The sequence below is a fragment of the Pseudomonas sp. McL0111 genome, assembly GCF_052567255.1.
This window is the reverse complement of sequence record NZ_CP199585.1, coordinates 2,406,302-2,419,097: the sequence shown is the minus strand read 5'-3', so window position 1 is coordinate 2,419,097 and position 12,796 is coordinate 2,406,302. Positions and strand designations below refer to the sequence as shown.

Below are 12,796 nucleotides of genomic sequence, written 5' to 3'. Positions count from 1 at the left end.
AGGAATGCGAAATCTGGAACCGGATGTCCGATAACCGCCCGCTTTGCAATATGACGGCTTGCCGAGCGCGATTCATATTGGATATTTTCTGGAATCAAATTCCAAAAATAGCTTGAAGCCGGAGACGCTTTTGATGCCTGCCAAACCTGCACTGCCCGACGTGGATTGCGATGTGCTGATCGTCGGCTCCGGCGCTGCCGGTCTGTCGGCAGCCGTTACCGCAGCGTGGCATGGCTTGAAAGTGATCGTCGTCGAAAAGGACCCGGTGTTCGGCGGCGCCACCGCCTGGTCCGGTGGCTGGGCCTGGGTGCCGCGTAATCCGCTGGCCACCCGTGCCGGCATTGTCGAAGCCATCGAACAACCGCGCACCTACCTGCGCCATGAGTTGGGCGAACACTACGACTCGGCGATGATCGATGCCTTCCTTGAAAATGGCCCACCCATGGTCGCGTTCTTCGAACAGCACACCGCCCTGCAATTTGCCGACGGCAATGCGATTGCCGACATCCATGGCGATACGCCGGGGGCCGGCACGGGCGGGCGCTCGGTCATCGCCGCGCCTTACGACGGGCGAAACGTCGGCAAGTTGCTGAAGCGCCTTCGTACAACCCTGCGCGAAACTTCGTTCATGGGCATGCCGATCATGGCCGGCGCAGATCTTTCGGCGTTTCTCAATCTGACCCGTTCATTGCCGGCGGCGTGGCACGTGACCCGGCGTTTCACTCGGCATCTGCTCGACCTCGCCATCCATGGTCGGGCGATGCAACTGGTCAACGGCGTGGCATTGGTGGCACGGCTGGCCAAGTCCACCGAAGACCTCGGCGTACTGCTATGGGAGTCGGCGCCAGTGACTGAATTGCTGCGCGAAGACGGACGCGTTTGCGGCGCGCAGATCAGCACCGCCAAAGGCCCGATCCGTATTCAGGCGCGCAAAGCCGTGGTGCTCGCCGCTGGCGGATTTGCTCATGACATCGAGCGGCGCAAGGCGCTGTTTCCGCGCACTCCGACCGGTCATGAGCATTGGGCATTACCACCACTGGCGGTGAATGGCGATGGCTTGCGACTGGGCGAAAGTGCTGGCGGTCAGGTCAATACCGATGTCGCTTCGCCGGTGGCCTGGGCGCCGGTATCGCAGGTTCCACATTCGGACGGCAGCATCGGCCATTTCCCACACATCATCGAGCGCGGCAAACCCGGGATCATCGGTGTGTTAAGCAATGGTCAGCGCTTCGTCAACGAGGCCAACGGTTACTACGACTACGTCAGCGCCATGGTTGCTGCCGCGCCGGAAGGTGAAGAAGTAGCGTCGTGGCTGATCTGCACCCGTGCTTTTCAACGGCGTTATGGTCTCGGCATGTCTCGGCCGTTTCCGGTTCCGGTGGCAGGTTTTATCCGCAGCGGCTATCTGAAAACCGGTAACAGCCTGGAAGAATTGGCCGTTGCTTGCGGCATCGACCCAAAGGGTTTGCGTGCCACCTTCGATCACTACAACCACCATGCTCGACATGGCGAAGACCCGGCATTCGGTCGTGGCGCAACTCCGTACAACCGCAAACAGGGCGACCCGGCGCAGCAGCCCAACCCTTGTGTGGCGCCGATAGAAGACGGCCCGTTCTACGCGGTAAAAGTGCAACCGGGCTGCTTCGGCACATTTGCCGGACTCAAGGTCAACCCGCACGCCCAAGTACTCGGCGCCGACCAGCAACCCATCGCCGGCCTCTACGCTGCTGGCGGTGACATGGCCAGCATCATGGGCGGCCACTATCCGGCGGGCGGGATCAATATCGGCCCGGCGCTGACTTTCGGCTACATCGCCGCCCGGCACATTGCCGGCGTTACAGCTTTCGAACAGGAGATCGACCATGCAGCACATCGTTAACGCTCAAGGTTTGCACATGCCGAAACTCGGCCTCGGCACCTGGCCGATGCTCGACGACGAATGCACCCGCGCCGTTGAGCAAGCGTTGGAGTTGGGCTATCGGCACATCGACACGGCGGCGGCCTACAACAACGAGGACGCCGTCGGACAAGCACTGGTGAACAGTCCGACGCCCCGCGAAGCGATTCACCTGACCACCAAAGTCTGGTGGGATCAACTGCAGCCCGACGCCATGCGCCACTCCCTGCAACGCAGCCTCAAAGCCTTGCGCAGCGATTACGTCGACCTGTTCATGATCCACTGGCCGACCACTGACTGGGACCTGCCACGCACCCTCGAAACACTGGCCGAGTTCAAGGAACAAGGGCTGGCACGCAACATCGGCGTGGCGAATTTTCCGCTGCCGTTGCTGCGTAAAGTCGTCGAGGAATATGGCATTGCGCTGTCAGCGATTCAGGTCGAATACCACGTCCTGCTCGGCCAAAACGCCCTGCTCGATTACGCCCGCCAACACGATCTGGCGCTGACGGCCTACACACCGCTCGCGCGCAACAAGGTCTCGGACGTGCCGCAACTGCAGCAGATCGCCCAAAAGCACGGTGTACTGCCGACCCAGATCGCGCTGAAGTGGTTGCTCGATCAGCCTAATGTCGCGGCGATTCCCAAAGCCAGCAGCAAAGCCAATCAACTGGCGAATCTCGCTTCGTTGAAAGTCGAGCTGGATGATGAGGACCGCGCACTGATTGCAGCGCTGCCGAAAAACCAACGCCAGGTCAGCCCGGACTTCGCCCCGGTGTGGGACGCGTTCGACCGCTGAAAGCAAAAGTTTGCCACCGGATTGAATTAGTCCGGCGCTTGCTCGTCAATAACAGGCCCGACCTCGGCACACCGAGGCCGGGCCTGTTTGTGTCTGCGCGAATAGACGGACGACCGGACTGGCGCCACACTCACACACCAGCAACACTCATCACCACGCTCAAGCTTAAACAGAGGATTCCCACATGCTATGGAAAAAAGGCCGACGCAGTGACAACGTCGTCGATGCACGTGGGGACGATACCGGCGGTGGTGGTGGCGGGATGCGTTTCGGTGGCGGCAAAGGCCTGAGTCTCGGAGCGATCCTGCTGATAGTCGGCATCGGTTGGATCACCGGTCAAGATCCATTGCAGATCCTCGGCCAGCTCACCGGCCAAGTGTCCAACCAGCCCGCGCCGAGCAGTCAAACCCGTCAGGCACCACCAGCCAATGACGAACAGGCCGAGTTCGTGCGCTCGATCCTCGGCGATACCGAAGACACCTGGGGCGCGATTTTCCAGCAGGCCGGTCGTCAATATAAGGACCCGACGCTGGTGCTGTTCAGCAACCGGGTCAACTCGGCTTGCGGTCTGGCGACTTCGGCCACGGGACCGTTCTACTGCCCGGCGGATCAGAAAGTCTATCTGGACATGGCGTTCTTCCAGGAGATGAGCCAGCGCTTCAAGGCTGCCGGCGACTTCGCCCAGGCCTACGTGATCGCGCACGAAGTCGGACACCACGTGCAGACCTTGCTCGGGGTTTCCGCGAAAATTCAGGCTGCCCGTCAGCAAGGTCGGCAGATGCAGGGCGACGGCGGTTTGCTGGTGCGTCAGGAATTGCAGGCTGACTGCCTCGCCGGGGTCTGGGCCTATCACGCGCAGAAGCGTCTGAACTGGCTGGAGCCGGGCGATATCGAAGAAGCCTTGAACGCCGCCAACGCCATCGGTGATGATCGCTTGCAGCAACAGGGTCAGGGCCGTGTGGTGCCGGACTCGTTTACCCACGGTACGTCGGCGCAAAGGGTGCGCTGGTTCAAAACCGGATTCGCCCAGGGCCAGGTCGGCCAGTGCGATACCTTTGCCGCGAAAAACCTGTAAATGCATAAGTGGTTGTTGGTTTTACTGATCATCGGCGGCAGCGCTCACGCGGCCGGCGTCGACGCGATCAGCGCCGGACGCTTGCAATTCAAGGCTGGCGAAATGGCTGTCGGCATCGGCCCGGCGCCCGAGAAAATCGAGCGCGTGCTGATCGTCATTCATGGCCGCTTGCGCAATGCCGAGACCTACCGCAAGAGCGCCGAACGGGCGACCGAGCAGGCGGGACAGACCGCGCACACGCTGGTGATCGCTCCGCAATTCCTCAACGAAAGCGATGTTTCGCTGTATTCGCTGCCGAACACGCTGTTGCGCTGGAAAGGCAACGAGTGGATGGGCGGCGGCTTGTCCACCGGACCGAATCCGCTGAGTTCCTACGCTGCGCTGGACGAAATCGTTGCCCGGGTCAGCGACCGCAAACAGTTTCCGGACGTGAAGCAGATCGTGATCTTCGGTCACTCCGGTGGCGGACAAGTGGTGCAGCGTTATGCCCTGCTCGCCAAGGATCAACCGGCACTCAAGGCCAACGGTATTCGCCTACGATACGTGGTGGCCAACCCGTCGTCCTACGCCTATTTCAATGAACAGCGGCCAGTGGCGTTCGATCACGCGCAATGCCTGAATTTCAATCGGTGGAAGTACGGTCTGACCGACATGCCGGTGTATTCCGGCGGGCAAACGCCAATGCAGCTTGAAGGCAGTTACACCAAGCGCGAGGTGATTTATCTGTTGGGCCAGCAGGATATTGATCCGCAGCATCCGGCGCTGGACAAGAGCTGCGCCGCCGAGGCGCAGGGCGCGTATCGACTGGAGCGTGGGAAGATGTTCTTCAGTTACTTGCTGCGCCGTCATCCGGAAGGGGTGAACCAGCGCCTGATCGAAGTGCCCGGGGTTGGGCATAACGGCGACGGGATGCTGAATTCGCCGGAGGGGCAGAAAGCGTTGTTCGATCAATGATTATGCAGTGACGGATCTGACGTCATCGCGGGCAAGCCCGCTCCCACAGTGAGCGTGTCGTACACAGCATCTGCGAACGCCACTAAACCTGTGGGAGCGGGCTTGCCCGCGATGAGGCCCTTTCAAACGACGAAGCTCTTAAGCAGAAAGCATCCGCCGCAACTCGACACAATCCTGCGCATGCCAGTCAGTCAGCTCCGGCCACGGGTTATCCGGCAAATTCACCAGCACCGTGCGCGTCCCCGCCGCCCGACCGCAATCCAGATCAAAGCGGTAATCACCGACCATCACCATCTCGCCGGTCGGCACATTCCACGCCTCTGCCAACTTCAACAGTCCACCGGGATGCGGCTTCGGCGGCGCTTCATCGCGGCCCAGCACATCGTCCACCGCGAAGCAGTCAGCCAGACCGATCGCCTCCAGCGTCACATGCGCCAGTTCGCGGGCATTGCGGGTGAGGATGCCGAGGCGATAACCGCGCTCGTGCAGATCCCGAACCAGTTCCACCGCACCAGCGGCCGGTTTCGAGCCCAGCGCCAGATCGCGTTCATGCTCCAGCAACCACGCATGCTTGGCTGCCGCTTCATCAGCCGGCAGTGCAGCGAGGTGCGTCAGGATGTCGTCTTCGGGCGGGATCGCCAGTGCCACGCGAATCGCTGCGAAGTCATGCACCGCCACGGTCAGGGTGCCGTCCATGTCGAACACCCAGTTCCGCACGTCCGCCAGACTCATGCCCAGTCCTTGCGATGACGGATCAAGCCTTCCTGGGTCACTGACGCCACCAGTTGCCCGGCGCGGTTGTACACGCTGCCACGGGAGAAACCACGGGAGTTACCGGCCCAAGGGCTGTCCATCGCGTAGAGCAACCAGTCATCGGCGCGCAGATCGTTGTGGAACCACAACGCGTGATCGAGGCTGGCGACCTGCATGTCTTTCTGCCACACCGATTTGCCGTGAGGCAGCATCGAGGTGGTCAGCAGACCGAAGTCCGAGGCGTACGCCAGCAAGTATTTATGCAGCGCCGGAATGTCGGCCAATGCGCCGTCGGCACGGAACCACACGTATTTCACCGGATCGGCCGGCTGTGGGTTGTACGGGTCTTTTTCGGTGACCGGGCGCACTTCGATCGGTTTCGGGCACAGCAGTTTTTCACGCATGTGCTCGGGGATCAGGTGCGCACGTTGCTGGGTCAGTTCCAGCTCCGACGGCAGGTTTTCCGGGCCGACCACTTGCGGCATCGGGGTCTGGTGCTGGAAACCTTCTTCGTCGTATTGAAACGAGGCGCTGCAGGTGAAAATCGGGTTGCCCTTCTGGATCGCCGTCACCCGACGGGTGCTGAAACTGCCGCCGTCACGCACGCGATCAACCGAATAAACCACCGGCAACTTGGCATCGCCCGGGCGCAGGAAATAACCGTGCATCGAGTGCACATGGCGATCCTCTTCGACCGTCTGACTGGCCGCCGACAGCGACTGGCCGAGTACCTGACCACCGAACAACTGACGGAAACCCAGATCCTGGCTACGGCCACGGAACAGGTTTTCTTCGATCGGTTCCAGGGTCAGCAGGTCGACCAGATCTTCCAACACTTGGCTCATTCAGACTCTCCTCACACAAAGCAGTGCCGCGCAGTCTTGGCTGCGGCAGGCAATTCAGGTTCTGGCGCGAGCCACTTTCGCGCCATTGTAAACGTCCGTGTCGGCTTAGCCATGCAAGGTTTGCAGCCACTGCTCCCTGGTGATGCGATACAGCACATGTCGACGTAACGGGTGATCGACGGCGACTTTCGGGTGGTCGAAGTCATTCGCCGGATCGTGATGCATGCCGATGGCCTGCATGACTTTTTCCGACGGCAGATTGGATTGCGCAGTGAAGGCCACGATCTGTTTCAACGACAACCGGTCAAAGCCGCAGCGCAGAGCGGTCCATGCCGCTTCGCTGGCGTAACCCAGGCCCCAATGTTCCTTGGCCAGACGCCAGCCGATTTCCACTGCCGGAGTGAAAGGTGCGTCAAAACCGACCACACCCAGACCGGTGAAACCGATGAATTCGCCGCTGTCCTTGCGCTGAAGTGCCCACAAACCGAAACCGTGCTCGGCAAAATGCCCGCGCACCCGGCCAATGAGCGCGGCACTTTCCAGTCGGCTCAGCGGTGCCGGAAAGTAACGCATGACTTGCGGATCGGCACACATCGCCGCAAATTCCGGCAAATCCTCGTCCTGCCACTGGCGCATCAGCAGTCGCGCGCTTTCCAGTTCGAGTATCGGCTCCATCGTGTCCCTCCGTTTCCATGTCGCCAGTCTACATCGCTGGTAGGATCGTTCGCTCTGTCCTGAATTCCCATTTCTACGTTCTCAGATGAAATCGCCATGCCCGTACCGCTGATCTACCACGAAGACTACAGCCCCGAGTTTCCGGCGGATCACCGCTTCCCCATGGACAAGTTCCGCTTGCTGCGCGATCACCTGATCGACAGCGGCCTGACCCGTGACGCCGACCTGCTGCGCCCGCAGATCTGCCCCAACGATATCCTCGCGCTCGCTCATGACCGCAGTTATATCGAACGCTACATGAGCGGCGAGTTGTCGCGCGAAGACCAGCGGCGCCTTGGCCTGCCGTGGAATCAGGCGCTGGCGCAACGTACGGTACGGGCGGTCGGCGGCTCATTGCTGGCGGCGGAAAAAGCTCTGGAACACGGTTTGGCCTGTCACCTGGCCGGTGGCACTCATCACGCTCATTACGACTATCCGGCCGGATTCTGCATCTTCAATGATCTGGCGATCATCAGCCAATTCATGCTGCAAAGCGGCCGGGTCAACCGGGTGCTGATCTTCGATTGCGACGTGCATCAAGGCGACGGCACTGCACGGATTCTGCACGACACCCCGGAGGCGATTACCGTTTCCCTGCACTGCGAGAAGAACTTTCCTGCACGCAAGGCCGAAAGTGACTGGGACATTCCGCTGCCCAAAGGCATGGGCGATGCCGATTACCTGAACGTCGTGGATGATGCGCTCAACTATTTACTGCCGCTGTATCAGCCGGATCTGGTGCTGTACGACGCCGGGGTCGATGTACACAAGGACGATGCGCTCGGTTATCTGCAACTGACCGACGAAGGCGTCGCCGCCCGCGATGAAAGCGTGATGCGCCATTGCCTGGGCCGCGACATCCCGGTGGTTGGGGTAATCGGCGGCGGCTACAGCAAGGATCGCCACGCCCTCGCCCGCCGCCACGGCATCCTGCATCACAGTGCGCAGCGGGTCTGGGAGTCATACGGCTGTCATTGAAATGTGCCGCGTTACCCACAATGCCTGTGGAACTGCCTGTGGATAACCTGAGTGAAAGGGACTACAGGCCCTGCAGGCTGTAGCGTACAGCGCGCTGGTCATTTTTTAACCAACACCTGAATCCACCATCATTCCCTGTGGGAGCTGGCTTGCCAGCGATGGCGGCGTATCAGCCAGCATAATTGCCACTGATCCACCGCAATCGCTGGCAAGCCAGCTCCCACAGGTCTAGCGGTCGGCTGTTAGAATGCGCGCCTTATCCCGCCATACCGCAGCGCACGCCATGACCCAGACTTCCACCACCCTCCCCGCTCACGTCGCCATCATCGGCGGTGGCCCCGCTGGCCTGATGGCCGCCGAAGTACTGAGCCAGGCCGGAATCCGGGTCGACCTGTACGACGGCATGCCCTCGGTGGGCCGCAAGTTCCTGCTCGCTGGCGTCGGCGGCATGAACATCACCCACTCCGAAGCGTATCCGGCCTTCCTCTCGCGCTACGCCGAACGGGCGCCACACATCGCCCCGCTGCTGCGCGGCTTCGATGCCGATGCGCTGTGTCGATGGATTCACGACCTGGGCATTGAAACCTTCATCGGCAGCTCGGGCCGGGTGTTCCCTACCGACATGAAAGCCGCCCCGCTGCTGCGCGCCTGGCTCAAGCGTCTGCGTGACAGCGGCGTAGTTATCCACACCCGCCATCGCTGGCTCGGCTGGAATGACAGCGGCGCACTGCGCATCGACAGCCCGGACGGCGAAAAGACCCTCAACCCCGACGCCACCCTGCTTGCCCTCGGCGGCGGTAGTTGGGCGCGGCTGGGTTCCGATGGTGCGTGGATGCTCGCACTGGAGAAACGCGGTGTAGGACTTGCGCCGTTGCAGCCAAGTAATTGCGGCTTCGAGGTGCAGGCCTGGAGCGATTTGATGGTCAGCAAATTCGCTGGCGCGCCGCTGAAAAATATCGCCATCGGCTTGAACGACGACATCCCGCGACTGGGCGAATGCGTGATCACCGCGACCGGCATCGAAGGCAGTTTGATTTATGCACTGTCGGCGCCGATTCGCGAGGCGATCAACCAGTACGGCGCGGCGGTGATTCATATCGATCTGCTGCCCGGCAAGCCTGTGGATAAAATTCAGGCGGCGCTGAGCAAACCGCGTGGATCGCGCTCGTTGGCCAAACACCTGCACAGCCAGATCGGCATCGACGGAGTAAAAGCGGCGCTACTACGTGAACTGACATCCGCCGAGACCTTTGCCGATCCGGCATTGCTAGCCCGGGCAATCAAGACCTTGCCGCTGACCTTGGTGAAAACCCGGCCATTGGACGAGGCAATCAGCAGTGCCGGTGGCGTGACGTTCGAGGCGATGGATGAGCGGCTGATGCTCAAGGCATTGCCGGGGGTGTTCTGCGCGGGGGAAATGCTGGACTGGGAGGCGCCGACGGGCGGGTATCTACTGACCGGATGTTTTGCCAGCGGACGGGCGGCGGGATTGGGGATGGTCGAGTGGCTCAAACACTCCGGCTGAATCAATCGCGAGCAGGCTCACTCCTACAGGGATCGCGCCCTTGTAGGAGTGAGCCTGCTCGCGATAGCAGTCTGGCAGGCGCCGCGACTGTTAAGGCTTACGCTTGCGCGGCCCAGTGTTGAACACTGGCACTTTGCGCACAGGCTTGACCGAAGGCTCTGGCGCCTGCGTCTCGCCGGTGTCCACCCATTTGCCCAAATTGCGCTTGCCGCCACCACCGGAAGTTTTCGGCTTTTTCGGTTTCTTCGGCTTCTTCACGACCTGACCGCTGGCATCGGTATCCGGCACGCGGTGCTCAGGCTCGAAGTCCGGCTCGTTCTCACGCTTCAAGGTCTGACGCGTGAGCATCTCGATGGCCGACAGCATGTTCACTTCATCGGCACACACCAGCGAAATCGCTTCGCCGGTGGCGCCCGCACGGCCAGTCCGACCGATGCGGTGGATGTAATCCTCGGCCACGATCGGCAGATCGAAGTTGACCACCAATGGCAGGTCTTCGATATCCAGACCACGGGCGGCAACATCGGTGGCGACCAGAATCTGTACTTCGCTGAGCTTGAAACGATCCAGTGCGCGCTGACGCGTGGCTTGCGGTTTATCACCGTGAATACCGTCAGCGTTGATGCCCAGACCCTGAAGTTTTTCCACCAGTGCATCGACGCCGTTACGGGTCTTGGCGAACACCAGCACCTGCTTCCATTTGCCCTTGCGCATCAGATGCACGAACAGTTCAGCCTTGCGCTTCTTGTCCACCGTCACGATCCACTGCTTGACGGTGCTGGCAGCGACGTTACGCGGGCTGACTTCGATGCTCAGCGGATCGTTGAGCATCTGCCCCGCCAGCAGGCGAATGTCATCGGAGAAAGTTGCGGAAAACAGCAGTGTCTGACGCTGCTTTGGCAGTACGCGGTAGATATTCGACAGTTCTTCGGAGAAGCCCAGGTCGAGCATGCGGTCGGCTTCGTCCAGCACCAGCGTTTGCAACTGGTTGAACTTCAGCGCCTTCTGCCGGAACAGGTCGAGCAAACGCCCAGGCGTGGCGACCAGCACATCGACGCCGCCGCGCAGCTTCATCATCTGCGGGTTGATGCTGACGCCGCCGTACACCGCGTAAGTGCGCAATGGCAGGTTTTCCGCGTACTCGCGCACGGCTTCGTGAACCTGCTCGGCCAGTTCGCGGGTCGGTACCAGAATCAGTGCACGCACCGAATTGGCGGCGACTTTCGGCCCTTCCATGGACAGCAACTGCAACAGCGGCAAGGCGAAACCGGCAGTCTTGCCGGTACCGGTCTGGGCCGCAGCCATCAGGTCACGACCGGCCAGCACCGCCGGAATGGCTTGCGCCTGAACCGGCGTCGGGGTCTGGTAGCCGAGCTTCTCGAGGGAGCGCAGCAAGGGTTCGATCAGGCCAAGGGTGGCGAAAGTCATGGGATTACCGTAGGAAAATTCAGCGCGGTTGTGCAAAACAAGTGTGCAATGCCGCGCAGTTTACCCTAATTCACACGGGATTCTGTCGGCATGGCCGTCACAACCGGCGGCTTCGCCCGTCGCCACTGCGGCAGACCGATCAGCACCACGGCGCTGATGATCACCAGCATCGCCAATGCTTCCTCGATACCGATGGTCTCGCCGACAAACACGATCCCCAGCAACACCGCCACCGCCGGATTGACGTAGGCATAACTGGTGGCCGCGGCCGGGCGCACATGCTTGAGCAGGTACATATAAGCATTGAAAGCGATGATAGAGCCGAAACCGATCAGGTACGCCAGCGCCAGCCAGCCTTCCAGCGGCGGCATGGCTTGCAGGTGTTCGCCACTGAGCGCGCTGCCGATCAGCAGCACCGCGCCGCCAACCAACATTTCCACGGCACTGGCCATCGCGCCCGCAGGCAGCGGCAGATGTTTGCTCCACACCGAACCGAAGGCCCACGCCGCCGCAGCGAAAATCAGCAGGGCTGCGCCGGTAGGACTGGATTGCAGATTCGAGCCCATGTTGAGCATCGCGATACCAATAATCCCCAGCACCACCCCGGCCCATTCGAGGCGGGTATTACGCGCGCCCCAGAAATAGCCACAGAGCAACGTAAACAGCGGCACCGTCGCCACCGCCAGCGCCGCGACCCCGGAGGCAACGCCCGAGTGTTCAGCCACGCTCACCGCGCCGTTACCGAAACTGAGCAACAGAATCCCGATCATCCCCGCCGCTTTCCACTGCGCCCACGTCGGCGCCGGAGCCCCGCGCCAGCGCAGGAACGCGTACATCAACGTGCCTGCAATGACAAAACGCGCACCGCCGAGCATCAATGGCGGCCAGTATTCGACGCCGATGCGGATCACCAGATAGGTCGACCCCCAAATCACATACAGCGCAAAAAACGCGGCGATCAACGGTAAGGGAAAACGGCGCAGACCAGACATGGGAGCAACTCGGCATCAAGGCAGTGGACTGGGTATTCTAGAAAAGCCGCAGACTGAACATAAGGAACAAAACCGGTTTATCGCGCCGGTACACTTTTGATAAACGAGCCAGTTCATGTCCATTGTGGGAGTCAGCCTGCTGGCGATTCGGTGATTCAGCCAACAACGATGTTGAATGACACGCCGCAATCGCCAGCAGGCTGGCTCCTACAAGGGTTACTACTCGGGATCAACGATAGCGCTGGAGGTGTTCGACGACTTTCGCGGCTGGGACTTTCTGCAATTTGCACAGCAGGTCATGGGACAGCTCACGCACCCCATGCTTTTGGCGAAGCTGTTCAGCCAAGTGCGCCATCAGGTTGGCCGCCATCTCCGCATCAGCCATCGCCCGGTGAGCCTGGCCGGTGTGCGGCAGACGGGCAAAAGTAGTGAGGGTGCCGAGTTTGTGGTTCGGCGCTGCCGGCATTAGCCGGCGGGCCAGCAGCAGCGAACAGGCAAAGTTCTGCAACCGGGTGCGTTTGATTCGGCCCAGTTCAAAGTCCCAGAACTTCTGGTCGAACGCGGCGTTGTGCGCCAGTAATGGCGTGCAGCCGACGAATTCGTTGACCTCGTTCATCACCTGCTCAGCCGATGGCGCGGTGCGCAGCATGGCGTTGCTGATGCCGGTCAGTTGCTCGATGAAGGCCGGGACGCGTACGCCGGCGTTCATCAGGCTCTGGTAACGCTCGACGATGCGGCCGTTTTCCAGCATGACCACGGCGATTTCCGTGGCCCGGCAACTGCTGCTCGGCGAGATGCCGGTGGTTTCAAAGTCGATGACTGCAATGCGTTCCAAA

General features: G+C 61.1%; 12 protein-coding genes. 6 read left to right on the top strand and 6 right to left on the bottom strand.

The genetic code is table 11. The annotated features are described in order from the left end of the window. Positions 1-133 precede the first annotated feature (133 nt). The 4 genes from ACTWLJ_RS11010 to ACTWLJ_RS10995 all read left to right on the top strand — a co-directional run bounded on the left by ACTWLJ_RS11010 (position 134) and on the right by ACTWLJ_RS10995 (position 4,725). Positions 134-1,879 carry an FAD-dependent oxidoreductase gene (locus ACTWLJ_RS11010; RefSeq protein WP_445180825.1) on the top strand — a complete coding sequence of 582 codons (1,746 nt, stop codon included), beginning with the start codon at positions 134-136 and terminating at the stop codon, positions 1,877-1,879. Further along, positions 1,863-2,696 carry an aldo/keto reductase gene (locus ACTWLJ_RS11005; protein WP_445180824.1) on the top strand — a complete coding sequence of 278 codons (834 nt, stop codon included), beginning with the start codon at positions 1,863-1,865 and terminating at the stop codon, positions 2,694-2,696. Before ACTWLJ_RS11010 ends, ACTWLJ_RS11005 begins: the two co-directional genes overlap by 17 nt. A 184-nt stretch (positions 2,697-2,880) precedes the next feature. After that, positions 2,881-3,771 (top strand): KPN_02809 family neutral zinc metallopeptidase, encoded by an 891-nt coding sequence (ypfJ, locus tag ACTWLJ_RS11000; RefSeq protein ID WP_401214336.1) that lies wholly within the window; start codon positions 2,881-2,883, stop codon positions 3,769-3,771. Then, the gene (locus tag ACTWLJ_RS10995; RefSeq protein ID WP_445180823.1) at positions 3,772-4,725 is read left to right on the top strand and encodes an alpha/beta fold hydrolase; all 954 of its coding nucleotides are present in this window, start codon (positions 3,772-3,774) and stop codon (positions 4,723-4,725) included. 138 nt (positions 4,726-4,863) lie between these two features. On the opposite strand, the gene ACTWLJ_RS10990 is transcribed toward ACTWLJ_RS10995, so the two are convergent. From ACTWLJ_RS10990 to ACTWLJ_RS10980, 3 genes are all read right to left on the bottom strand, one after another. After that, the gene (locus ACTWLJ_RS10990) at positions 4,864-5,457 is read right to left on the bottom strand and encodes an HAD family hydrolase (RefSeq protein ID WP_445180822.1); all 594 of its coding nucleotides are present in this window, start codon (positions 5,455-5,457) and stop codon (positions 4,864-4,866) included. Beyond that, positions 5,454-6,323, bottom strand: coding sequence for an acyl-CoA thioesterase II (gene tesB / locus ACTWLJ_RS10985; RefSeq protein WP_401214328.1), 870 nt, complete (start codon positions 6,321-6,323; stop codon positions 5,454-5,456). Before tesB ends, ACTWLJ_RS10990 begins: the two co-directional genes overlap by 4 nt. 105 nt (positions 6,324-6,428) lie before the next feature. Further along, the gene (locus ACTWLJ_RS10980) at positions 6,429-6,998 is read right to left on the bottom strand and encodes a GNAT family N-acetyltransferase (RefSeq protein ID WP_401214326.1); all 570 of its coding nucleotides are present in this window, start codon (positions 6,996-6,998) and stop codon (positions 6,429-6,431) included. Positions 6,999-7,094: 96 nt separating this feature from the next. On the opposite strand from ACTWLJ_RS10980, the gene ACTWLJ_RS10975 reads away from it, so the two are divergent. Continuing rightward, a complete protein-coding gene (locus tag ACTWLJ_RS10975) occupies positions 7,095-8,015 on the top strand; it encodes a histone deacetylase family protein (protein WP_445180821.1) in 921 nt (306 codons plus the stop codon). A 283-nt stretch (positions 8,016-8,298) separates the two neighbouring features. Further along, a complete protein-coding gene (locus tag ACTWLJ_RS10970; protein ID WP_445180820.1) occupies positions 8,299-9,540 on the top strand; it encodes a TIGR03862 family flavoprotein in 1,242 nt (413 codons plus the stop codon). A gap of 90 nt (positions 9,541-9,630) precedes the next feature. Here the strand turns inward: ACTWLJ_RS10970 and ACTWLJ_RS10965 are convergent, their stop codons facing one another. The 3 genes from ACTWLJ_RS10965 to ACTWLJ_RS10955 all read right to left on the bottom strand — a co-directional run bounded on the left by ACTWLJ_RS10965 (position 9,631) and on the right by ACTWLJ_RS10955 (position 12,795). Continuing rightward, on the bottom strand, positions 9,631-10,968 hold the full coding sequence (locus tag ACTWLJ_RS10965; RefSeq protein WP_401214319.1) for a DEAD/DEAH box helicase: 1,338 nt from the start codon (positions 10,966-10,968) through the stop codon (positions 9,631-9,633). Between the two features lie 65 nt (positions 10,969-11,033). Continuing rightward, positions 11,034-11,960 (bottom strand): drug/metabolite exporter YedA, encoded by a 927-nt coding sequence (gene yedA, locus ACTWLJ_RS10960; RefSeq protein WP_445180819.1) that lies wholly within the window; start codon positions 11,958-11,960, stop codon positions 11,034-11,036. A gap of 229 nt (positions 11,961-12,189) precedes the next feature. Continuing rightward, positions 12,190-12,795 carry a 3'-5' exonuclease gene (locus ACTWLJ_RS10955; RefSeq protein ID WP_445180818.1) on the bottom strand — a complete coding sequence of 202 codons (606 nt, stop codon included), beginning with the start codon at positions 12,793-12,795 and terminating at the stop codon, positions 12,190-12,192. Position 12,796: the final 1 nt, after the last annotated feature.

Coding starts and splice junctions, on each gene's coding strand:
- ACTWLJ_RS10990 (WP_445180822.1), bottom strand. CDS start 5,457: ATGAGTCTGGCGGACGTGCGGAACTGGGTGTTCGACATGGACGGCACC.
- yedA (WP_445180819.1), bottom strand. CDS start 11,960: ATGTCTGGTCTGCGCCGTTTTCCCTTACCGTTGATCGCCGCGTTTTTT.
- ACTWLJ_RS10995 (WP_445180823.1), top strand. CDS start 3,772: ATGCATAAGTGGTTGTTGGTTTTACTGATCATCGGCGGCAGCGCTCAC.
- ACTWLJ_RS11005 (WP_445180824.1), top strand. CDS start 1,863: ATGCAGCACATCGTTAACGCTCAAGGTTTGCACATGCCGAAACTCGGC.
- tesB (WP_401214328.1), bottom strand. CDS start 6,323: ATGAGCCAAGTGTTGGAAGATCTGGTCGACCTGCTGACCCTGGAACCG.
- ACTWLJ_RS10965 (WP_401214319.1), bottom strand. CDS start 10,968: ATGACTTTCGCCACCCTTGGCCTGATCGAACCCTTGCTGCGCTCCCTC.
- ACTWLJ_RS10970 (WP_445180820.1), top strand. CDS start 8,299: ATGACCCAGACTTCCACCACCCTCCCCGCTCACGTCGCCATCATCGGC.
- ypfJ (WP_401214336.1), top strand. CDS start 2,881: ATGCTATGGAAAAAAGGCCGACGCAGTGACAACGTCGTCGATGCACGT.
- ACTWLJ_RS10980 (WP_401214326.1), bottom strand. CDS start 6,998: ATGGAGCCGATACTCGAACTGGAAAGCGCGCGACTGCTGATGCGCCAG.
- ACTWLJ_RS11010 (WP_445180825.1), top strand. CDS start 134: ATGCCTGCCAAACCTGCACTGCCCGACGTGGATTGCGATGTGCTGATC.
- ACTWLJ_RS10975 (WP_445180821.1), top strand. CDS start 7,095: ATGCCCGTACCGCTGATCTACCACGAAGACTACAGCCCCGAGTTTCCG.